This is a genomic window from Hyphomicrobium methylovorum (assembly GCF_013626205.1).
Lineage (GTDB): Bacteria > Pseudomonadota > Alphaproteobacteria > Rhizobiales > Hyphomicrobiaceae > Hyphomicrobium_B > Hyphomicrobium_B methylovorum.
Window position 1 is genome coordinate 3,045,039 of sequence record NZ_QHJE01000001.1, and the last position, 22,086, is coordinate 3,067,124.

At 60.1% G+C, this 22,086-nt stretch carries 16 protein-coding genes; 6 read left to right on the forward strand and 10 right to left on the reverse strand.

Annotated elements, in window-relative coordinates; translation table 11 throughout:
* Positions 1-330 precede the first annotated feature (330 nt).
* A complete protein-coding gene (locus DLM45_RS14545; RefSeq protein WP_181337797.1) occupies positions 331-636 on the forward strand; it encodes a hypothetical protein in 306 nt (101 codons plus the stop codon).
* A 37-nt stretch (positions 637-673) separates the two neighbouring features.
* On the opposite strand, the gene DLM45_RS14550 is transcribed toward DLM45_RS14545, so the two are convergent.
* Genes DLM45_RS14550 through DLM45_RS14560 form a run of 3 tightly spaced genes read right to left on the reverse strand, consistent with a single transcriptional unit; the run spans position 674 to position 8,290 of the window.
* On the reverse strand, positions 674-3,781 hold the full coding sequence (locus DLM45_RS14550; protein ID WP_181337802.1) for an efflux RND transporter permease subunit: 3,108 nt from the start codon (positions 3,779-3,781) through the stop codon (positions 674-676).
* Positions 3,782-3,785: 4 nt separating this feature from the next.
* Complete coding sequence (locus tag DLM45_RS14555) at positions 3,786-6,932, reverse strand: efflux RND transporter permease subunit (protein ID WP_181337804.1); 3,147 nt, start codon at positions 6,930-6,932, stop codon at positions 3,786-3,788.
* Positions 6,929-8,290: an efflux RND transporter periplasmic adaptor subunit gene (locus DLM45_RS14560; protein WP_181337806.1), complete on the reverse strand. Its 1,362-nt coding sequence runs from the start codon at positions 8,288-8,290 to the stop codon at positions 6,929-6,931. Before DLM45_RS14560 ends, DLM45_RS14555 begins: the two co-directional genes overlap by 4 nt.
* 384 nt (positions 8,291-8,674) lie before the next feature.
* Between DLM45_RS14560 and DLM45_RS14565 the strand changes: the two genes are divergently transcribed.
* The gene (locus DLM45_RS14565; protein WP_181337807.1) at positions 8,675-10,642 is read left to right on the forward strand and encodes a putative bifunctional diguanylate cyclase/phosphodiesterase; all 1,968 of its coding nucleotides are present in this window, start codon (positions 8,675-8,677) and stop codon (positions 10,640-10,642) included.
* A 13-nt stretch (positions 10,643-10,655) separates the two neighbouring features.
* On the opposite strand, the gene msrB is transcribed toward DLM45_RS14565, so the two are convergent.
* Together msrB and sfsA are read right to left on the reverse strand one after the other, a co-directional pair.
* On the reverse strand, positions 10,656-11,171 hold the full coding sequence (gene msrB, locus DLM45_RS14570; RefSeq protein ID WP_181337808.1) for a peptide-methionine (R)-S-oxide reductase MsrB: 516 nt from the start codon (positions 11,169-11,171) through the stop codon (positions 10,656-10,658).
* Between the two features lie 111 nt (positions 11,172-11,282).
* Positions 11,283-12,002 (reverse strand): DNA/RNA nuclease SfsA, encoded by a 720-nt coding sequence (sfsA, locus tag DLM45_RS14575; protein WP_181337809.1) that lies wholly within the window; start codon positions 12,000-12,002, stop codon positions 11,283-11,285.
* Between the two features lie 65 nt (positions 12,003-12,067).
* Here sfsA and DLM45_RS14580 point away from each other — a divergent pair, with 65 nt between their 5' ends.
* Positions 12,068-12,823, forward strand: coding sequence for a competence/damage-inducible protein A (locus tag DLM45_RS14580; protein WP_181337810.1), 756 nt, complete (start codon positions 12,068-12,070; stop codon positions 12,821-12,823).
* 51 nt (positions 12,824-12,874) lie between these two features.
* Here DLM45_RS14580 and DLM45_RS14585 read toward each other — a convergent pair whose 3' ends face one another.
* Positions 12,875-13,492, reverse strand: a complete 618-nt coding sequence (locus DLM45_RS14585; RefSeq protein ID WP_181337811.1) for a hypothetical protein — start codon at positions 13,490-13,492, stop codon at positions 12,875-12,877.
* A gap of 438 nt (positions 13,493-13,930) precedes the next feature.
* On the opposite strand from DLM45_RS14585, the gene DLM45_RS14590 reads away from it, so the two are divergent.
* Positions 13,931-14,173, forward strand: coding sequence for a hypothetical protein (locus DLM45_RS14590; protein WP_181337812.1), 243 nt, complete (start codon positions 13,931-13,933; stop codon positions 14,171-14,173).
* A 123-nt stretch (positions 14,174-14,296) separates the two neighbouring features.
* On the opposite strand, the gene DLM45_RS14595 is transcribed toward DLM45_RS14590, so the two are convergent.
* The 3 genes from DLM45_RS14595 to DLM45_RS14605 form a co-directional block, all read right to left on the reverse strand.
* Positions 14,297-14,605: a GIY-YIG nuclease family protein gene (locus DLM45_RS14595; RefSeq protein WP_181337813.1), complete on the reverse strand. Its 309-nt coding sequence runs from the start codon at positions 14,603-14,605 to the stop codon at positions 14,297-14,299.
* A 246-nt stretch (positions 14,606-14,851) separates the two neighbouring features.
* The gene (locus DLM45_RS14600; protein ID WP_181337814.1) at positions 14,852-15,403 is read right to left on the reverse strand and encodes a hypothetical protein; all 552 of its coding nucleotides are present in this window, start codon (positions 15,401-15,403) and stop codon (positions 14,852-14,854) included.
* Positions 15,404-15,458: 55 nt separating this feature from the next.
* On the reverse strand, positions 15,459-19,211 hold the full coding sequence (locus tag DLM45_RS14605) for a vitamin B12-dependent ribonucleotide reductase (RefSeq protein ID WP_181337815.1): 3,753 nt from the start codon (positions 19,209-19,211) through the stop codon (positions 15,459-15,461).
* 704 nt (positions 19,212-19,915) lie between these two features.
* Between DLM45_RS14605 and DLM45_RS14610 the strand changes: the two genes are divergently transcribed.
* Both DLM45_RS14610 and DLM45_RS14615 read left to right on the forward strand, forming a co-directional pair.
* Positions 19,916-20,314, forward strand: a complete 399-nt coding sequence (locus DLM45_RS14610; RefSeq protein WP_181337816.1) for an NADH:ubiquinone oxidoreductase subunit NDUFA12 — start codon at positions 19,916-19,918, stop codon at positions 20,312-20,314.
* A gap of 112 nt (positions 20,315-20,426) precedes the next feature.
* Complete coding sequence (locus tag DLM45_RS14615; RefSeq protein WP_343062320.1) at positions 20,427-20,963, forward strand: DUF2155 domain-containing protein; 537 nt, start codon at positions 20,427-20,429, stop codon at positions 20,961-20,963.
* Between the two features lie 37 nt (positions 20,964-21,000).
* Here DLM45_RS14615 and hemB read toward each other — a convergent pair whose 3' ends face one another.
* The gene (gene hemB / locus DLM45_RS14620; protein WP_181337818.1) at positions 21,001-22,041 is read right to left on the reverse strand and encodes a porphobilinogen synthase; all 1,041 of its coding nucleotides are present in this window, start codon (positions 22,039-22,041) and stop codon (positions 21,001-21,003) included.
* Between the last annotated feature and the right edge of the window lie 45 nt (positions 22,042-22,086).

Genomic DNA, 22,086 nt, shown 5'->3' on the forward strand with positions numbered 1-22,086 from the left:
GTCGATCGGCCAATCCGTTTCGACATTATAGCAGCGCCTTAGGCGTTGCTGCAGCAAGAGCTTGTACCTCGACGATTGCCGAGTTCGGGATCGCTTGTAGGTCTCCCGATGTGCTCACCGGGAGATCGGCAGTGCGCTTCCCGCGCCACGCTTGAACATGAAAGTGGGAGACGGGGCTTCGGCCGTCTGAAAAAGTTCGAGGCACGTGTGTATGGTCCGTCGTCTTGGTCGGGAACCCAGAACGCGATGGCGGACCTTCGTCCATCGCAGAGCCACGACTTGGCTGCACGCCTCTGGGATAGGCCCGACGCAATGAATGGAGTTGGGACGATGCGGACGATGACACGCGTTTCGATGGCTCTGATGGCCGCCGCTGCGGTTTCGCTCGCCGGGGCGCCGGCTGAAGCGAAGTCGTGCTTCAAAAAAGCGGCTGTCGGCAATGCGCTGACGGAAGACTTGGCGAAGTTCCAGGTCGATGCTGCGCTTTTGCAGGCGACGGACTGGAACATCTATTTCACGTATGTCTCGAGTGGGACGACGCCCGGCTACTCGTTCGGGAAGCGCGCCTATCGTTGCGGCCCCGGGGATGTGATCGGCTGGCAATGCCGCGGTTCTGCGACGCTCTGCAAACTCTGAGCTTCGCTCGTCATCGCGGGCACTGCACTTTTTTATCTCAGGCAGATACGGCCGGCGGAGTGTCTTCGCCGCGCCGGCGGGCAAAGCGTGCCTTGAGTTTTTCCAGCAGCAGATAGATCACCGGCGTCGTATAAAGCGTCAAGATTTGCGAGACGACGAGGCCGCCGATGATCGTAATGCCCAGTGGCCTGCGGATTTCCGATCCTGGACCGATCGCGAAGGCGAGCGGAACGGCGCCGAGAAGCGCGGCGAGCGTTGTCATCAGGATCGGACGGAAGCGCTGCAGGCAGGCTTCGTAGATCGAGTCCCTTGGCGAAAGTCCGCGTTCTCGCTCCGCAGCGAGCGCGAAATCGACCATCATGATGCCGTTCTTCTTAACGATGCCGATCAGCAGGATGACGCCGATCAGAGCAATCACAGAGAGATCCATATTCGCGGATTGGAGCGCGAGAAGAGCGCCCAGTCCCGCTGATGGAAGCGTCGAGATGATCGTGAGCGGATGCGCCAGGCTTTCGTAGAGAACGCCGAGGACAATGTAGATTGCGATCAGCGCCGATATGATGAGCAGACCTTGCATGCGTGCCTGCTCTGCAAATGCCTTCACGTCGCCAGCCGGTTCACTGCGGATCGATTCAGGCATGTGGAGTTCGGCAAGAGCTTGCTCAATGCCTTGCAGCGTCTCGTCGATGTTCGCGCCAGGTTTCAGGCTGTAATTGATCGTGACTGCCGGGAATGGGCCTTGGTGATTGACCACCAGCGGCGCCACACCTTCGTTGAGGGTAACGAGGCTTGAAAGCGGAACGAGCCCGCCATTTCCGTTCGGCACGTAAATCTTTCCGAGATCCTTCGGTTCACGCTGCAGTTTTGGATCGATCTCGATGATGACCTTGTACTGGTTGCGGTCGCCATAGATCGTTGAGAACTGACGTTGGGAGAATGCGTTATCGAGGGCGTTGTCGATATCGCTGATCGACACTTTGAGACGCGAAGCGGTGTCTCGATCGATCGTCACATTTAGCTGCAGGCCGCCTTGCTCGCGGTCAGACGATACGTCGACCACGCCCGGCACAGTCTTAACTGCGGCGAGTGCTTTCGGAACCCAGTCGTAGAGTTTGTCGTCGTATGACCAAAGCGTGTACTGGTAATCCGCTTTGCCTTGGCGCGCGCCAGAGCGAATATCGCGCGCAGGGAAGAGGCGTGTCGACAGGCCGACAACCTCTCCAAGCGGCTTGCGCAGCCGGTCGATGATCTGGGCCGTCGGAAGATTGTTGCGCTCAGCGAGCGGCTTCAACGCGATGAACACGCGACCCTGATTGAGCGTACTGTTTTGGCCGCCGCTTCCGAAGAACGAGCCGACGTTCTCAACGGCTGGATCGGCGAGAATGATTTCGATCGCACGCCGCTGCAACTCGTCCATTTTGGCGAACGAGACATCGGCGCTGGCTTCTGTTCCGCCCAGGATCAGGCCGGTGTCATCGTCTGGCAGATAACCTTTTGGCGTCACGTTATAGAAGTGAACAGTCAGCGCGATGGTGGCGACGAAGATGGCCAGCATAATAGCGAAGTGGCGCAGCGCGATCCGAAGTGTGAATGCATAAGCGGCGACGATCTTCGCGAGGGCGCCTTCGAAGAGACGATCGATCAGATACTTTTGTTCGCCCGTGCCCGCTTTCATGAAGTGGGCGCAGATCATCGGCGTGACGGTCAGTGAAACGATCGCGGATATCACGATGGCGAATGTCAGCGTCATCGCGAATTCATGCAGCAGCCGACCGGCGATGCCGGTCATGAACAACACCGGGATGAATGCAGCGATCAAGGAAACGGAAATCGATATGACGGTGAAGCCGATCTGCCGCGAGCCTTCGAGCGCGGCCGCCATCGGCTTCATGCCGCGTTCCATGTTGCGGTATACGTTCTCGATCATGACGATCGCGTCATCGACGACGAAGCCGACCGCAACGGCGAAGGCCATCAACGTCAGATTGTTGATCGAATAGCCCGCCGCCCACATCGCGGCGCATGTTCCAGCGAGGGATAGCGGCACGGTAATTCCTGCGGCAATCATCGGTGTGGAGCGGCGGAGGAAGACGAAGATCACCGTCATGACGAGGATGATCGTCAGGCCAAGCGTCCATTGCATGTCGTGGACGGAGGCGCGAATGGTGCCGGTCCGGTCCGAGAGAACGGAAATGTCGATCCCGGCTGGAATCCATTCCTTGAGCAGCGGGAGCATGGCCTTCACGCGATCGACTGTTTCGATCACGTTGGCTTCCGGCTTCTTCGTGATGATCAGCAGGATTGCCGGTTTGCCGTTGAAGCTGGCTGAGGAAAGACGATTGCGGGTGGCCAGCACGACCTTCGCGACATCTCCGACGCGCACGATGTCGCCATTCGGTGTGTTCTTGACGATGATGTCCTTGTAGTCCTCGGGCTTACTCATCTGAGCGTTGCTTTCGAGGACGATCGTCTGGCGGTCGCTGTCGACGGAACCGATCGGCGATAGATTGTTCGCGGCATCAACGGCTACGCGCACATCTTCCAGGCTGACGCCCATTTGCGCGGTCAGCGAGGGGTCGACCTCGATGCGGGTTGCGGGTTGATCGGCGCCGCTGACGTTCACGTCTGCTACGCCTTCGACTTGCGAAATGCGCTGGCCGATTACGGTGTCGGCCGTGTCATACATGTCGCTCGTCGTCATCGTTTTCGAAGTCAATGCGAGGATGAGAACGGGCGATGCGGACGGATTGTATTTTCGAAATGTCGGAACCTGCGGTAGGTCGCCAGGAAGATCAGCGGTTGCAGCGTTCAGCGCCGCCTGCACGTCGCGGCCGGCGCCATCAACACTGCGGTTGAGATCGAACTGGATCGTGATGCCGGCTGAGCCGAGAGAACTTTGCGACGTCATCTCGGTCACGCCCGCGATTTCGCCTAGGCGGCGTTCGAGTGGGGCGACAACGCTGGCGGCCATTGTTGCGGGGTCGGCGCCTGGCCGTGAGACGTTCACGCGAATGGTTGGGAACTCGATCGCGGGCATACTCGCGGTCGGCAGGAAAATGTACGCAACTGCGCCCGCAAGAAAAAGCCCGACCGCTAATAGCGCAGTTCCAATCGGCCGTTCGATGAAGATGCGCGAGACGTTCATGGCGCTACTCGGCGGCCTCTTCGAAATTGCTCTGGCGGCTGACGCGCGACTGATCCGGCGTTGTTCCAGCCGGTGGGCGGTTGCCGGTGATGCGGTCGCGGAGGCGTTCCATGGCCAGGTAGATGACGGGCGTCGTGTAGAGTGTCAGCAATTGGCTCAGCAGCAATCCGCCGACGATGGTGATGCCGAGAGGATTGCGAAGCTCCGAGCCGGTGCCGCTTTCGATTGCCAGCGGCAGTGCGCCGAGAAGCGCGGCGAGCGTCGTCATCATGATCGGTCGAAAGCGCAGCATCGCCGCTTCAAAGATGGACTCGCGAGGTGACAATCCGCGCGTGCGTTCGGCGTCGAGTGCGAAGTCGATCATCATGATCGCGTTCTTTTTGACGATGCCCATGAGCAAAATAATGCCGATGAGTGCCACGAACGACAAATCCTGGCCCGTGAGTTCGAGTGCGATCGCTGCGCCGATGCCAGCCGACGGGAGCGTCGAGAGAATTGTGAATGGGTGGATCAAGCTCTCGTATAGAACGCCAAGGACGATATAGATCGTGATGATGGCGGCGAGGATCAGCCATGGCTGCCCTTGCAGCGATTTCGAAAACTCCGCCGCATCGCCGTAGAACGTGCCGGTGACCGTTGCGGGCAGCTCGATTTCCTTTTTGGCCGCATCAATTGCCGTGAGCGCATCGCTCAGCGATGAATTCGGAGCGAGATCGAAGCTGAGGGTGATTGCCGGGAACTGGTCCTGGTGGCTGATGGCAAGGGGCGCTGTTTCGTACGTCATGGTCGCGACCGACATCAGCAGGACTTGCGTTCCAGTCGTGCTGGAGGGGACGTAAAGGCGGTTCAGACGCGAGGGATCGCTGCGATATTCGGCGGCCGCTTCAAGAACGACGCGATACTGGTTTGACTGTTCGTAGATGGTAGAGACTTGGCGCTGGCCGAATGCGTTGTTCAGCGCATCGTTGACGGCCTCCATGGTGACGCCGAGACGCCCGGCGAGAACGCGATCAACGGAGATGCGGGCGATCAATCCGCCTTCCACTTCCTCTGACGACACGTTGCGCAGATGGGGCGAAGTTTTAAGCGCTTCGACCAAGCGCTTCGCCCATTCCGAGACCTCCGCGTCGTCGGTGCTGACGAGCGTATATTGATAGCGGGCTCGGCTCGCTTGCGTCGAAATCTGTACGTCTTGTACGGGCTGGAAGTGAACGATCGTTCCGGCAACCGACGTGACGTTGTTCTTCAACCGGTCGATGACTTCGGTAACGTTTGCCTTGCGATCGGCGCGCGGACGAAGCTGAATTTTGAGATTGCCGACGTTTTGAGTTGCGTTGAGCTGGCCGATGCCGACGATGGACGCGACACTCGTCACATCAGGGTCGGCCGAGACGATCGCCGCCACTTCGCGCTGCAGGCGGGACATTTCCGTGAAGGAAATCTGCGGCTCGCCTTCGACGACGGCCGTGATGGCGCCAGTGTCCTGATCGGGCAGAAAGCCTTTCGGCATGATGACGTAAAGCCAGACGGTGATCACCACCGTCAGAAAAGCGACGGCCAACGTTGCGGGCTGGTGGCGCAGAACGAATTCGAGCGAGCGTCCGTAGCCGCGGATGACCCAATCCATGAAGCGGCCAAATTCACGGCCAATCCGTCCGCCGCCGTCATGGCCGCCCGCGCGCAGAAGCTTCGAACACATCATCGGAGTCAGCGTGAGCGACACGATGGCTGAGACGACGACAGCGATTGTCAGCGTCAACGCGAACTCGTGGAACATTCGTCCGACGAGTCCGGTCATGAAAAGAAGCGGGATGAAGACGGCGACGAGCGAAGCCGTGAGCGAAATGACGGTGAAGCCGATTTCGCGTGCGCCCTCGAGCGCGGCTTTGAGCGGCTTCTCGCCTTTCTCCATATGCCGCACGATATTTTCGATCATGACGATCGCGTCATCGACGACGAAGCCGGTGCCAATGGTCAGTGCCATCAGCGAGAGGTTGTCGACGCTGAAACCGCAGAAATACATCACGCCGAAGGTGGCGATGAGCGATACGGGAAGGGCGACGCCAGCGATGATCGTGGCCCGGATCGAGCGGAGAAAGAGTAGGACCACCATCACGACGAGGGCGACGCTGAGGACCAGCGTAAATTGCACGTCATGCACGGAGGCGCGGATTGTGCCCGTACGATCGCTGACAACCTGCAGATTGACGCCGGACGGCATGCTGCGCTCGACGCGTGGCAGTTCGGCCTTGATCCGCGCGACGGTGTCGATCACGTTCGCGCCGGGCTGGCGCTGAATGTTGACGATTACGGCTTCCTTGCCGTTGTACCATCCGCCGACGCGTGCGTTCTCAAGGCCGTCGGTGACTTGGGCCACATCTTTCAGACGGACCGGCGCGTTGTTGCGATAGGCGATGATGACGTCTTCGTACGCATGCGCGTTGTTGATCTGGTCGTTGGCTGCAATCGTGAAGGATTGTTTCGCGCCGTCGAGCGAGCCTTTTGGACCGGCGACGTTCGCGGCGCTGATTGCGGTGCTGAGATCGGCCATGCTCAGGCCGTAGCTCGCCAAGCGGCGGACATCGGCTTGAATGCGGATGGCGGGCTTCAGGCCGCCCTCGATCGATACGTGGCCGACGCCCGATACCGAACTCATGCGCTGGGTCAGGATCGTATCGGCGAGGTCAGACAGTGTTCGCAGCGATACGGTGTCGGACGTCATTGCGAGCGTCAGGATCGGCGTATCGGCGGGGTTCACCTTTGAATACGTCGGCGGATAGGGGAGGTTCTTCGGCAGCGTCGATCCGGCCGCGTTGATGGCGGCCTGCACGTCCTGCGCGGCGGCATCGATATCGCGGTCAAGCGCGAACTGCAGCGTAATGGAGCTGAGACCGAACGAACTCGTCGAGTTCATCGTCTGGAGCGACTGGATCTGCCCGAACTGGCGTTCGAGAGACGCAGTCACGAGCTTCGCCATTGTATCGGGGCTGGCGCCTGGAAGCTCGGTCGTTACCTCAACCGTTGGGAAATCGACCTGAGGCAGCGACGAGATCGGCAACGAGAAATAGCCAAGAATGCCGCCGAGCAGCGTCGCAACGGCCAGGAGCGAAGTCGCTATTGGCCGCTTGATAAACGGTGTGGAGACGCTCATGGCGATGTGCCGTTGGCGGTATCGCGGTGATTGCGCCGGCCGCGTTTCGCTTCGTCACTCGCGGCAGCATTCTTCGACGCCGCTGCGGCGTTCATTGCTGTTGAGCCGGTGACGAGGGAACTGTCCGCAGAGTCTTTGGCGGCGAGCGCGCTATTGCCGGGCGCGGTTTCGTTTTTCCCTGTCCGTGTCTGCGGCGCGGCCGAACTGCTGGCCGGGAGAGCGTCCGATCCATCGCTGATCGACACGCGGGCGCCGTCCTTCAGTCGGCCAAAGCCGCTCGTCACGACGCGGTCGCCGGGTGAGACACCTTCGGCAACGACGGCGACCTTGTCATCCTGGCGTTCGATCTTGACCGGGCGGATCGCCACCTGGTTTTCCGCGGAGACGACGTAGACGTACGTTCCGTCCGGACCGCGCTGAACGGACTCGGTCGGCACGACGACGACGTTCTTGAGTGTATCGACGAGAAGGCGGACGTTGACGAATTGACCTGGCCAGAGCTGGCGCTGCGCGTTCGCGAATTCCGCTTTCAGGCGAATGGTGCCGGTCTGCGGGTCGACCTGGTTATCGATGACTTCGAGGAAGCCGGAGTCGAACTCGTTGCGGCCATCCGTCGAGAGGGCTTGCGCCGGGAGCTTGCCCGAGCCGACCGACTTGGTGAGCGTCGGCAAGTTCTGCTGGGGCAGGGTGAAGAGCACGTTGATTGGCTGCACCTGCGTGATGACAACGATGCCACCCGCGTCTCCCGCGTGCACAAGATTGCCCTCGTCTACGATGCGGATGCCGGTGCGGCCGTCAAACGGCGCGACGATCGTGGTGTATCCGAGGATGGCAGTCGCGTTCTCAACGGCAGCGATATCGGATTTGATCTGCGCTTCCTGCTGCTTGATGAGCGCCTTTTGCGTGTCGATCTGCTGCTGGGAGATTGCGAGCGTGCCGACTTTTTCAAAGCGCTGGAGATCGCGTTTGGTGTTGGCGAGCAAGGCTTCGTCGAGTGCCTGTTTGGCGACCGCCTGATCAAGTTGCGCCTGATAGGTTACGGGGTCGATCTTGGCGAGCACGTCGCCCTTCTTGACGTCCTGCCCTTCCTTGAAATTTACGGATACAAGCCGGCCGTCGACCTGGGCGCGGACGGTGGCGGTGTTCAACGCTTTCACCGAGCCGACGCCTTCGAGATAGACGGGCACGTTAGCGCGTTGCGCCTCTTTCACGATCACGGAAACAGGGCCGCCGGCCCCGGCGAACCCGCCCCGGGCCTTCTGAGCGGTATTGGGGCCGCTCTGTTGCATTACGTAGTAGGCGCCGCCGGCAATGGCCGCCACGACCAGTAATGTCAGAACGGATTTCATCAGCTTCATTATCCGTCAATCCATCAATTCTCAGTTGCCGCAGGTTGTCGCCGACGGGGGTCCCAAAGGCTCGGGGCTCGTACCTTTTCCGGACCTGCATTGAAAACGTGCGCTGGGCCCAAATCCGTTGCGAGCGACATCCTTAACCGCTGAAACCCCATCTCGGTGTCGCTCTGTCGCGGGATGGGAGGCCTTTCGGAGGCATTTTCAGCTAAATGGTATTACCAACTCGGTTTTTGCCTCTGCCCGAGCGGGAAGGTGCCATCGAGGAGCTAATTGCCACCTAAAGAAGGAGGCGTCTCACGCAAAATTCTTCAAATTGCGGCCGGGGTCATGGCCGATCGTTAAGCTATTCGCGGCTATTTTTTAGGGCTTCAGGGGTACTGAGGTCCTATGACGGAACTGTTGCGTTTCCGCCTTCGGGCGGCTTGGACACGCGTTCATCGCGACCAGCTTGAGAGTTTGGCACGCGCGACGCCCGTGGCCATGATCGGCTACGGCATAAACGTGGGTGTCGCCGTGTTCGCGTTTCGCGGGCACACATCGGATACGGGGCTTGCGCTCTGGGCCGTGACCGCGCTCGGCCTGTGCCTCTATATCGGCATCCGATCCTTCGAACGGTCGCGCGTGCCGTCCGCGCCGCTGAAAAAATCGGGAAAGACCGGGCGGAGCGCGATCAGCGCTTTGGTCTTCGCGGTTCTTCTCGCTCTCCCTTGGACCCTGCTTGCAGTTTATCTGGATCAAGTCTGGACCGGTGATCTCAAGTTTGTCCTTCTCGCTCTGGTCGTTGGCATGGCGGCGAGCGGTGCCACGCTCCTTTCACCCGTGCCGGCTGCGGCTCTGATCTACTCGGCAACCATCCTGCTGCCGACTGCGATCAAATGCTTGTTCTTTCTCGGTGGGCACTACGTTCTGGTCGGTGCTCTTACGCTCAGTTTCCAATTCTTTCTGGCCGGTCTCATTGTCACGAAAGCCCGGATGTTCCGGGAACGCACCGCGGTCATCAACGAACTCAAGACGACAATCAGAGCCCTGAGCGAAGCGCGTGAAGAAACAGAACGCGTCGCGATGACCGATGGGCTCACGGGCATCGCCAATCGCCGGGCGTTCATGGCGCGTTTGGAGGCGCTCAGGTCGGATCGGCGTGCCGACCGGACCTACGGCGTTTTCTATATCGACCTCGATCGCTTCAAGGCGGTCAATGACGCGCTTGGCCATGGCGTCGGCGACAATCTTCTAAAGACAGCTGCGGTGCGCATTGAGGAGTCGATCCGGAAGGGCGATCTCGTTGCGCGGCTCGGTGGCGACGAATTTGCAGTCATCGCGCACGACATCGCGGACCGGGTGGCGGCTAGTGCATTGGCCGAACGGCTCGTTGCGTCGCTGAGTGAGCCTTACATGCTCGATGGGCAAAAGGTGCAGGTCGGCGCGTGCGTCGGCGTTTCGCTGGCATCGGAATGCCGCGCCGAAAGCGATGGTATGCTGAAGCAGGCTGACCTTGCGATGTATGCGGCCAAGGGCTCGGGACGCGGCAGCTTCTGCATCTTCGAGGCGGATATGCAGCGCTCGGCGGATGAGCGTCGCTTGATCGAACTTGGGCTTCGTACTGCGCTCGTCAACGACGGTTTTGAACTCTACTATCAGCCCATCTGCCTGCTCGCGACCGGCGAGATCACGGGCTTTGAATGTCTGCTGCGGTGGCATCATCCGCTGCGTGGACTTCTTCCGCCGTCCCAGTTCATGAATATCGCGCAAGACATCGGTCTGGCCGAAAATATCGGTAATTGGGTGATTACGGAAACGTGCCGTCAGGCGTCTAAGTGGCCTGGTGATATTCGCGTCGGCATCAACCTTCCGTCGCTGCAAATCAGCTCGGGTACGATTGCCGACCGGGTCGAAAAAGCGCTCAAGATGACCGGGCTTCCGGCACGTCGTCTCGAACTGGAGATCGAGGTTTCGGAATTGAGTCTGCTTCAAGACGATCCGGAGTCGATCCAGTCGTTGAAACGGCTCAAGGCGATGGGCACCTCGGTTGCGCTGGACGATTTCGGTACGGGGTATTCCTCGCTCGCGTATCTCGTCAGCTTCCCGTTCAATCGCATCAAGATCGACCGGTTGTTCGTGAGCCAACTCGGGCAGTCGGCTCAGAGCAATCTTATCGTGCGGTCGTTGGCGCAATTGGCCCAGACGTTGAATTGCAGCGTGGTCGCCGAGGGCATCGAGACGGACGAGCAGCGCGAGCGGCTGCTCAATCTCAATGTGTCACACGGGCAAGGTGCGCTTCTCGGCAAACCTCTTTCCGGCGCGGAAACGACCGAGCTGCTTGAACTGAACCAAGGGCTACTGGAACAGGCGGGCTAGACCGGCGCCTGTTTCATGCGTTGGGTTTCGGCTCGAATTTCAGGGCCAAGCCATTCATGCAATAGCGAAGACCAGTCGGCTTGGGTCCGTCTTCGAATACGTGCCCCAGGTGTCCGCCGCAGCGCCGACAATGCACCTCGGTGCGCGTCATCATCATGCTTTTGTCGACGTTCGTCCCAACCGCGTTATCGAGCGGCTTCCAGAAGCTTGGCCAGCCGGTGCCGCTATGGAATTTGGTCTCCGACGAAAAGAGGGCGAGCGCGCAGCCCGCGCAGACATAGGTCCCGGGCTTGTCGTTGGCGTCGAGCGGGGAGGAGCCCGGCGGTTCGGTCCATTCGCGCCGCAAGACGCTGAACTGTCCCGGCGTCAAAATTCGCCGCCACTCGCTTTCTGTTTTCGTGATCTCAAACTTTTCGGCGGCGTTGGCCGCAATCGAGCCCTGACCGGTGCCGCCCGAAATCGCCTTGTAGGCGGCGGCGCCACCCGCAAGCGTTAGGCCAAGGATCGCAAAATCGCGCCGGGAGTACATGGCTTCCACCTCTTCGTCTCAGTCTCGGGCGCTCGGCATATGCGCCTTTGGGGAGAGTACGCCGGGATCTGCGGCAGCGTTTCAGCGGCGTGAGCGAAAAATCTATCCGCCTTAGCCGAGGCCGAGAATGGGCACTGCTTGATCGACGACAATTTCCGTTGGGCTCAGGCGGCAACGATAGCACAGCATTTCGACGCCGACACGGTGCGCTTCGGCGAAGGCTTCGGCATAGGCCGGGTCGATGTCACGGGCGATGTCGAAGCTCTCGGCGTCGCCGCGCTGCACCAGGAACATCATCACGGCGCGATTTCCCTCGGCAACCATCTGGGACAGCTCGCGCAGGTGTTTGGCGCCGCGCTCTGTTTTGCTGTCCGGAAATTCGGCGCGTCCGGCGGTTCGCATCAGGTGGACGTTCTTGACCTCCACATAGCAGGGGCGGGGATCGCCGCCCGTCAGCAGAATGTCGATACGGCTCGCGAGGCCGTATCGGACTTCGCGGCGCAGGGTCGCGTAGCCGGCGAGTTCGGGTATCACACCGTCCGTTATGGCTTCGGTGACGAGACCGTTCGGGCGGCTTGAATTGATGCCGACGAGGTGAGGCCCGGCGCCCAGATCGTTTTCGATCAGCTCCCACGCGTGGCGATATTTGCGGGTGGGGCTATCGTTTTCGGAGAGCCACACAGTGGAGCCTGGTCCCGTCAGCCCGAGCATCGAGCCCGTGTTAGGACAGCTTGCCGTGACGGTAACGCCGCCCTCCAGCATGACATCGGCGAGAAAGCGTTTGTAACGCTGGATGAGTTTGCCCGGAACGAGCGGCGTTGGGAATTGCATGGCACCTTATTGTCCGCTGGATGCGGCTGGGCAAGGGGTTGGTGGGGACGGTATAGATAGCGCGGATGGATAAAGCGCACGGAGCCGACGTGGGAAGCGAAAAAATTGTAACTGCGGGTCTCCTGGTCATCGGCGACGAGATCCTTTCGGGGCGCACCAAGGATCGCAATATCGGGACGATTGCTGAGCACCTGACGGGCATTGGCATTCGGCTGCGCGAAGTGCGTGTGGTTGCGGACGATGAGCGCGAGATTGGCGATGCGATCGGCGCGCTCCGATCACGCTACGATTACGTCTTCACGACCGGCGGCATCGGCCCGACCCACGACGACATCACGGCCGACAGCATCGCGAAGGCGCTGGGTGTTTCGATCGATGTCGATCCACGGGCGGAAGCCATGCTGAAGCAGCATTATGCGCATCGCGGTATGGCGTTGACGCCAGCGCGGCTGAGAATGGCGCGTATCCCTGCGGGCGCTTCGCTGATCGCCAATACGATTTCCGGAGCGCCGGGATTTCGCATCGAGAATGTGATTGTCATGGCGGGTGTTCCCGACATCATGCGGGCGATGCTCGAAGCCGTCACGCCCGCCTTGGAGGCAGGTGATCGAGTGCTGTCGGTGACGATTGCTGTCAACAAACCCGAGAGCGAGATCGCGGACGTCTTCCTGGCGCATCAGTTGCGCTATCCGGACGTTGCGATGGGAAGTTATCCGCGATTGTGCGACGGCCGACCCGTTGCGGATCTTGTGCTGCGCTCGACTGATGGCGCGAAGCTCGAAGAGGCGGCTGAAACGCTACGTGCTCTGCTCGCAGTCTAGCGGCAGCTATGCTGTGCAATGGATACGTAATGAGCGTCGTTGGCGTAGCTCTCAGTTGAGCGGCGCGCGATCGATATCGTCTGGCTCAATGCGGAGCTGACCAGCCTGCAGCGGATCGTCTTCGACGAAGAGCGTGTATTGCACGTCGAGCGCGTCGAGAAATGCCGCTGCCATATCGAGAAGCGGTCCAAGTGCAACACGCTTCGCGATGAGGAAGCTATCGTCGATGGTCAACTGTGCAGCTTCGCGAACGGCTGGCGCGTCCGGCGCGATCAGGCCGCGGCTGCGGACATAGGATACGATGTCGTCGCCCGTTTCGAAATCTTCGCTGCGCGCGTCGCCGCTTTCCTCTACCGCGTCAAGCAACAGTGCCGTGCCCGATGCGAACAGCGATCCGACCGGGCGAAAGCGGTCGTCGATTTCAGCCAGCGAGCGGGCATGATCCCGTGCCTTCAGCACGCGCGCGACGAGTACGAGTTCGAGGCCCCGTACCTCTTCAGCAATGGCGCGTTGGCGAACGACGAAGTCTGCCGGGTCGCTTTTCTTTTCTGCGAGTGCACGCCAGTCGTGTCCGCGCGCAACAATGTCCTCTCCTGCTGCAAGGATGGCGTCGAGGTGATCGGCCAATAGATAGACCGATAGAGGGGCGCGCATCGCAACGTGAGACATGATCAACCTAATTCGAGAGCAATTTCACTCCGAAAGTGACCTGATTCGCATGTCCGCAACTAGGGTTAGCGGTGTCTGGACGATCGTATGTGGACGAATGAGGATAACGCGTTCAGCACGCTGTTTCCGGGCTAAATGGCTCGTTTTTGGCGTTTTCGCTCCGTGGCAAAAATAGCGCTGACGCAGAGAAGTGTGCGTGAATAGCGCCGCTGTCATCGCGCGTTCGAATGGTCGGCGCATCTCGGCTAACGCGACGGAAGAGTTCGCTCGCTCTTGCGGCAGGCTCTACGCGTAGGGGAGGTGGGGAGCAGAGGATTGCAATGCAATCTGAGTTCAGAGCATTTGAATTTATCTTCTTTCTCTTTTTGCTCGTCACTGCCTAGCGTCTTGCAATGCAGCGGACATGCGCTGCGGGTCATGCTTGGGGATTTTGCAATTATGAAAATCGTTCTTAGTGCCTTGGTCGCGGCTGTCATTGCCACGGCAGGTTTTGCGGGTTCAGCGTCTGCTCTTTCGGTTCCGGCGAAACCGGGTGTTGCCGCAGCTGGGCCGACGCAGGTGACGTTCTGGAAGGACGGCAAGAAGCGGGACGCGCGCCGGGCGCATAAGCGCAAGCACGCGCATGCGCACAAATCGCACAAGCATTCGAAGGCGCATAGGTCGTCGAAGAAGACGCACTAGCGAGGCCCCGCCTGGGCGGGGGCACCGCCCGGGCTGTTGAGCCTGCTACCAACCGAGAACGTGTTCGGGTGTCTCCGCGCCGGACTGCGTTCTCGGTTTTTTGTGCTGGTGCGGTGGGGGAATTTATTCTTCGCGCCAGGCGCAAATCTCGGAGGTGAGATCGCGCCACTCCGGGTTGGCTGTTTCGATCAGACCGAGCTTTTCGGCGCGAGAGATTTTCTTCAGCTTCTTTTCGCGGGCGATCGCATTCAACATCGTTTCGAAATGTTCATAGTGGACGAGCCGGTGCACGCCGTACCGCTGCGTGAAGCCTTCAGCGATGTCCTGCTGGTGAATTGAAACTCGCGCCGCGAGATCTCCGGTGACGCCGATGTAGAGCGTTCCATTGCGCTTGCTCGCCAGGATGTAGACAGCGGGGCGAACGACGCGCATCAGGAAATGTTTCCTTTGCCAGCCTCAACACCGGTCGCACGCTTCATCTGTTTTAGCACCCCGACCGTCATCCTCAGCCGAGCGCGAGACGAAGTTTCGCGTCGAAGGCTGGGGATCCAGCACAAGAATTGCCGAAGGCTCTAAAACAAACAAGGCGCTCCATTCGAAGCGCCTTGTTGAATTGCGGTTTGGTTTCGACGGCTGCGCCGAGACTTACGCTGGATCCCCGGCCGTCATTCGCTTCGCTCATTCGGCCGAGGATGACGAGATAGTAAACCCGTCTTGGAATATTTCGCTTCGACTGCCGCGAAGATGGCTCATTGCCATAGGGATTTCGTTGATCGCTATAGCCAAAACATTGTGAGCAACTATACGAATAGCGTCGAACTCTGGGACCTGAATTATCCCTCTCCCAAAATACTCAAACCCTTTGTTCGAGTATTGTTGGTTGAGAAGTTCTAGGAGAAGCCTATCCCCATCGCTCATGCCTTTGAACACGGCTGGACATCTCTTCTCAGCGTGGTGAAAGCAACTACATAAATCATGTCCGATATGTCGTTTTCGGTATTCGTTCGGGTGCATTCCGCTTTGGCGCAACAATGCCTTCAGTGACAGTTCAATCGAGTGTCCGAGTAAATAATAGACAGGCGATATGGCTAGGTTGCTGTGAGCCAGCCTTAGACGCTCTTCGGCAGCAATAGCCGAGCAATAATATTCCAATGCTTCGCGCACCTGACCGAGCGGAGTGACGCGCTCGGCAATCTCGTGATTAAAATTCTGGCGGCAATTTTGTTGCATTGAAATCTAGCTCGCGGGGTGGGAACGATCCGACCCCGCGATGCCTCCGTGGTACCTAGCTGCACCCGCTGGTGCTGCCGCAGGTGTCGCACTTCAGGCAGGTGCCGTTGCGGACCATTGTGAAGTTTTGGCACTCGGTGCAGGCGACGCCGACGTAGCCGCGGAGTTTGGCTTCGGACGAACGCTGTTTGTAGAGGTCGGACGCGCTCATCGGTGCGGCGGCCGACGCGGATGCTGCCGCCGTTGGCGAGCGCATTTCGATCGGTTGCGTGTCGAGCGCCAGAGCGTTTGCGCCGTGCGTTAGCGTCTGATCGATGTAGGGCGCCGCCTGGTTATAGGCCGTTGCGCTTTCCGAGGTGCTTTGCGAGACGGTTGTCCGGCTGGCGAGACGCACGACCGACGCGCCGCGTACAAGACCCTTGGAAACAACTTTCGAGACGGTCGGCAGGTCGAGCGCGAGCTGCTCGTCCGTTGCGTCGTCGCTCGAGCCGAGGCCCGTTTCACCGACGATTTCGCGCGGATCGACGTGTGCGAGATCGTGACGGCCGAGGTAGGAGACGCCAAGTTCGCGGAAGATATAGTCGAGGATCGACGTTGCGTTCTTGATCGTTTCGTTGCCCTGCACGAGACCAGCCGGTTCGAAGCGCGTGAACGTGAAGGCTTCGACGAACTCTTCCAGCGGCACGCCGTATTGCAGACCGAGCGACACGCCAATCGCGAAGTTGTTCATCAAGCTGCGGAAAGCGGCGCCTTCCTTATGCATGTCGATGAAGACTTCACCGAGACGGCCGTCGTCGTATTCGCCGGTGTGCAGGTAGACCTTGTGGCCGCCAACCGTCGCCTTCTGCGTGTAGCTCTTGCGGCGGTTGGGAAGCTTCTCGCGTTCGGACTTGCGGTCTTCCTTCACGTAGACGATTTTTTCGACGATCTTCTCTACGATTTTTTCCGTGACGACCGCGGTGCGCGCTGCGAGCGGTTGCGTCATCAGGTTTTCGAGCGCGTCGGCTGCCTCGTCCTCATCATCGCCGAGGATCTGGCTGTTCAGCGGCTGCGAGAGCTTCGAGCCGTCGCGATAGAGCGCGTTGGCCTTCAGCGCCAGTTTCCACGACATCATGTAGGACTGCTTGCAGTCTTCCACCGTCGCATCGTTCGGCATGTTGATCGTCTTCGAGATGGCACCCGAAATGAACGGCTGTGATGCCGCCATCATGCGGATGTGGCTCTCGACCGAGAGGTAGCGCTTGCCCTTGCGGCCGCAAGGGTTGGCGCAATCGAACACCGCAAGATGCTCGGCCTTGAGGTGCGGCGCGCCTTCCAGCGTCATCGCTCCGCAGACGTGCTCGTTCGCGGCCTCAACGTCTTTTTTCGAGAAGCCGAGGTGGGCGAAGAGATCGAACGTCTGATCGGCCAGCTTGTCGGCGGGGACGCCGAGCGTTCCGGTCAGGAAGTCGTCACCCAGCGTCCAGCGATTGAAGACGAACTTGATGTCGAACGCCGTCGCCAGGCCCTTTTCGATCTTGGCGAGTGCGTCATCGGTGAAGCCTTTCGCCTTGAGCGTTGCCGAATTGATCGCGGGAGCCTGCGCGAGCGATCCATGGCCAACTGCGTAGACTTCAATTTCCGCGATTTCGGACGGGCGGTAACCGAGCGTCTTCAGAGCTTCGGGCACGGACTGGTTGATGATCTTGAAGTAGCCGCCACCCGCGAGCTTCTTGAATTTGACGAGGGCGAAGTCCGGTTCGATGCCGGTCGTGTCGCAATCCATGACGAGACCGATCGTGCCGGTCGGCGCGACGACGGTCGATTGGGCGTTGCGGTATCCGTACTTCTCGCCGAGTTCGAGTGCGCGATCCCACGCAAGCTTGGCGGCGGTCGAGAGCCGCGCGTCTTTGAGCGATGCATGATCGAGCGGCACGGGCGAGATGGACAGCTTCTCATAGCCGCCGACGTCACCGTGCGCGGCACGGCGATGATTGCGGATGACGCGCAGCATGTCCGACGAGTTCGGCTGGAAGCCAGGGAAGGGCCCCAGCTCGGCTGACATTTCCGCGCTCGTCGCGTAGGAGACGCCGGTCATGATAGCCGAGATGGCGCCGCAGATCGCGCGGCCTTCGGCTGAGTCATATGGCGTTCCGGCGGACATCAACAGGCCGCCGATGTTGGCGAAGCCGAGGCCGAGCGTGCGGTAGCGGTAGGAGAGTTCCGCAATGCGGCGCGACGGGAACTGCGCCATCAGCACCGAGATTTCCAGAACGATCGTCCACAGACGGCAGCCGTGCTCGTAGGCTTCGACGTCGAAGGAGGCGTCGTCGCGGCGGAAGCGCAGCAGGTTGAGCGACGCGAGGTTGCACGCCGTGTCGTCGAGGAACATGTATTCCGAGCACGGATTCGACGCGCGGATCGGGCCGGACTGCGGGCATGTGTGCCAGTCGTTGATCGTGGTGTGGAACTGGATGCCGGGGTCGGCCGAGGCCCATGCGGCGAAGCCGATGTCTTCCCAGAGGTCCTTGGCGCGGATCGTCTTCGTTACGCGGTCGCCGAGGCGGGCGCGCAGATTCCACTCTTCGTCGGCGACGACGGCATTCAAGAACTCATCCGTGACGCGCACGGAGTTGTTCGAGTTCTGTCCGGCGACCGTCAGATAGGCTTCGCTATCCCAATCGGTGTCGTAGGTGTCGAACGAGATTTCCTTGTAGCCCTGGCGCGCAAACTGGATGACTCGCAGGACGTAATTCTGCGGGACGGAATCGCGCTTGGCTTCGCGGATGGCCTGCTTGAGCTTCGGGTTTTTCAGCGGATCGAAGCAGGCTTCACCCTCGGCTTCGCAATTCACGCACGCCTTCAGCACGGCTTTGAGCCGCTTCTGGCAGATCTTCGAGCCGGTGACGAGAGCGGCGACTTTCTGCTCTTCCTTCACCTTCCACGAGATGTATTCCTCGATATCTGGATGATCGACGTCGACGACGACCATCTTCGCGGCGCGGCGCGTGGTGCCGCCCGATTTGATGGCGCCCGCCGCGCGGTCACCAATCTTGAGGAAGCTCATCAGGCCGGACGAGCGTCCGCCGCCGGAAAGCTTTTCGTTCACGCCGCGGAGAGACGAGAAGTTCGAGCCCGTGCCTGAGCCGTATTTGAAGAGGCGCGCTTCACGCACCCAGAGGTCCATGATGCCGCCGTCGCCGACGAGATCGTCGGCAACCGACTGAATGAAGCAGGCATGGGGCTGCGGGTGTTCGTAGGCGGAGGTCGATTCCGTCAGGCGGCCGGTTTCGAAATCGACGTACATATGACCCTGGCCGGGACCGTCGATGCCATAGGCCCAGTGCAGACCCGTGTTGAACCACTGCGGCGAGTTCGGCGCGGCCATCTGCATCGCGAGCATGTAGCGGAGCTCGTCGAAGAAGGCTTGGGCGTCTTCTTCCGAGGAGAAGTAGCGGCCCTTCCAACCCCAATACGTCCAGGTTCCTGCGAGGCGGTCGAACACCTGGCGGGCGTCCGTTTCGCCACCCGTGCGATCTTCAGCGGCCAGTTCGGAGAGGGCTGCCTCATCCGGGATCGAGCGCCAGAGCCACGACGGCACCTGCGTTTCTTCGAATTTCTTCAGGCGCGTGGCGACGCCCGCCTTGCGGAAATACTTCTGCGCCAGGATGTCGGCTGCGACCTGGCTGAAATGTTCGGGAACGTCGAAGCCCTTGAGGCTGAAGACGATGGAGCCGTCGGGATTTTTGATCTCGGAGGTCGCACGGCGGAACGGAATGGTGGAATAGGGAGAGCGTCCGGCTTCAGTGAAACGCCGCGTGATCTTCATTGATAGATTCCCCTGGCATGCGGGACGCAAAGCAAATCGATGCCGTGCGCCGTAATGGTTGTTCTGGTTTGCTGTCCGGCCCAAAAACAGGCCGGAGCAGCGCTTCGGATAGACTTTGAAGCGGCATCGCTTCTGGCATTCAAAGCGCAGGTCTCCGTGCCTGCGGAGCGCGGCAAGCAGCCGTATCCCGCCGGCTTTGGGCCGACCCAAACTTGCAAATTGGATGTGCGCTTACGCTACGTGCACGCGGACGAACCCCTCTTCTCATCCGCGAATGCAACAGACGATGCGTGAACCGTGATCGTGTCCCTCAACATGAATTTCTGGTCTCAACGGCGGCGGTTCACAGTCCCGTCGTCATTGGTCCGATGGAGAGAAAGTTAGGACGATTCGTGGGGAGGCGTCATTGGGTTTGAGGTATATATTGCGGTGGCAGACGCAACCGACACAACATGTAGTGGTGTGGACAACTTTTGTGGTTTGCCGCGAAATCCGCGGAATAGGGCGCATTTTCGGAGTTTGACGCGGGTCCGGTGGTGTGGACGAGGTGGGATGACACGCAAATGGACCCCTCTAACGGCTTGAGGCTACCCTGATTCCGAGACAGGGCTGTTGCATGGCTGCACCGATGCCGCGTTGCTGGACATCCGGGGTAGTGTGAAGCTAAGTCGAAGTGCCGGGCGCATGAAGGAATCGATAGCGATATGAGCTTGTTCAGCGAAATTTTCAGCTGGTGGGGTGGCAACACTTGGGGAACGCGGCTGTTCACCTGGCGAAAAGGCAAACTTGTCGGGAGCGATGAGTTCGGCAACAGATATTATGTGCAGGTTCGCGGGGTCGGTCCGCTGGGCGTACCAGCGCGCTGGGTCACTTATCCTACTCTTTCCGAACCGAGCCAGGTTCCGCCGGATTGGCATGGCTGGCTTCACTACACTGTCGATGTGCCGCCGACCGAGGAGCGCTATCAGCCGAAACCCTGGCAGAAGCGCCATCAGCGCAATCTGACCGGAACGGCGGGTGCTTATCGGCCCCAGGGGTCGATCCTTGGCACCGGTGAACGCGCCAAAGCCACCACCGACTATAAGGCATGGCGGCCGCGATAAGGGGCCGTTCGAAAAATTGCCTGCTTTTGCCGTCAGATGACGACTCAACCACGGGCACTCCCACGCGGTGGAATTTCAGTTGTTACGATCATCACCTTTAAAGACGCGGCTGGTGAGTAGCTGGCGGATTCTCGGCGCGGCCGTTTTTCTAAGTGCCGGTATCGCAGGACCGGCGCAGGCAGATCGCATCGAAAACAAGGTTGCGGTGTTTTCTGCGCTCGACAAGGTGACGGCGCGGATTTCGAAGCTGGAAGTCGAGATTGGAAAGACCATTACCTTCGGAGCGCTGCGGGTAACGCCGCGGGCATGCTATTCGCGCCCACCGACGGAAGAACCGAAGACCACGACATTTGTCGAAGTTGATGAAACGCAGCTCGACGGATCGGAAAAGCGAATCTTTACGGGCTGGATGTTTGCCGAGAGCCCCGGCATCTACGGTCTCGAGCATCCGACGTATGATGTCTGGCTGGCGGAATGCGACAAGCCGAAAACGACCACGGCGTCCCGGCCTCCGCCGCCTCCTGCGCCAGTGGCGACCGGCGAACAACCGAACGACGCCTATGTGCCGCCGAGCGCACAATCGCCTGATGCCGGGCCGCAGGATGATGGCGATATCCCGCCGGAATTCCGTCGGCGCCTTCGGCGCTAGCGATCGACGCGTAGCATCCTCGATTTAGGCATTTGATCTAAGTCGTCGCCAGCAGACGTGCTGCTTTCGGAGCGAAGTAGGTGAGCACGCCAGCGGCTCCCGCGCGCTTGAACGCGAGCAGGCTTTCAAGCATCGCCTTGTCGTGGTCGAGCCAGCCGTTTGCAATGGCGGCTTGCAACATCGCGTATTCGCCAGACACCTGATACGCGAAGGTCGGCACCTTGAACGTGTCCGACACGCGGCGCACCACGTCGAGATACGGCAATCCCGGTTTCACCATCACCATATCCGCACCTTCAGCGAGATCGAGTGCGACTTCGCGGAGCGTTTCGTCGGTGTTGGCGGGGTCCATCTGATAGGTGCGCTTGTCGCCTTTCAGGACCGATCCAACTGCGTCGCGGAAAGGGCCGTAGAACGCGCTCGCGAACTTCGCCGCGTAGGACATGATCTGGATATTGTGACGGCCTTCTGCTTCGAGTGCCGCGCGGATTGCGCCGATGCGCCCGTCCATCATGTCGGATGGAGCGAGAATGTCAGCGCCCGCTTCCGCCTGCACGAGCGATTGCTTCACGAGCGCGGCGTTCGTTTCGTCGTTGGCGATTTCATCGCCGATTAGAAGTCCGTCGTGGCCGTGGCTGGTGTAGGGGTCGAGAGCTACGTCCAGGATCACGCCGAGATCCAAGTCTGCGGCTTTGATCGCGCGCGTCGCGCGGCAGACGAGATTGTCGGCATTGAAGGCTTCGCGTGCATCATCCGTGCGCTTGGCGGGATCGGTGAACGGAAAGAGCGCGACCGCGGGAATGCCGAGGCGGACGGCTTCGCGTGCGGCGTCAACAATCAGATCGACGCTCAAGCGTTCGACACCTGGCATGGACGCAATTGTTGTGCGTGCGTCTTTGCCTTCGGTGACGAACATCGGCCAAATCAAATCCGCCGGCGAAAGGCGATGCTCCGCGACGAGTGCGCGCGACCAGGACGCCTTGCGGTTGCGGCGCATGCGGATCGCTGGATAGCCGCCCAGCACCGGTTCGGTGGCATGTGGGGAAGCGTTTTTGATGGGGGGCACGCGGCTGGTCATCGAGGCCTGATGGTTGGAAATAGGGAAGGGTCGACATTGCCCCCG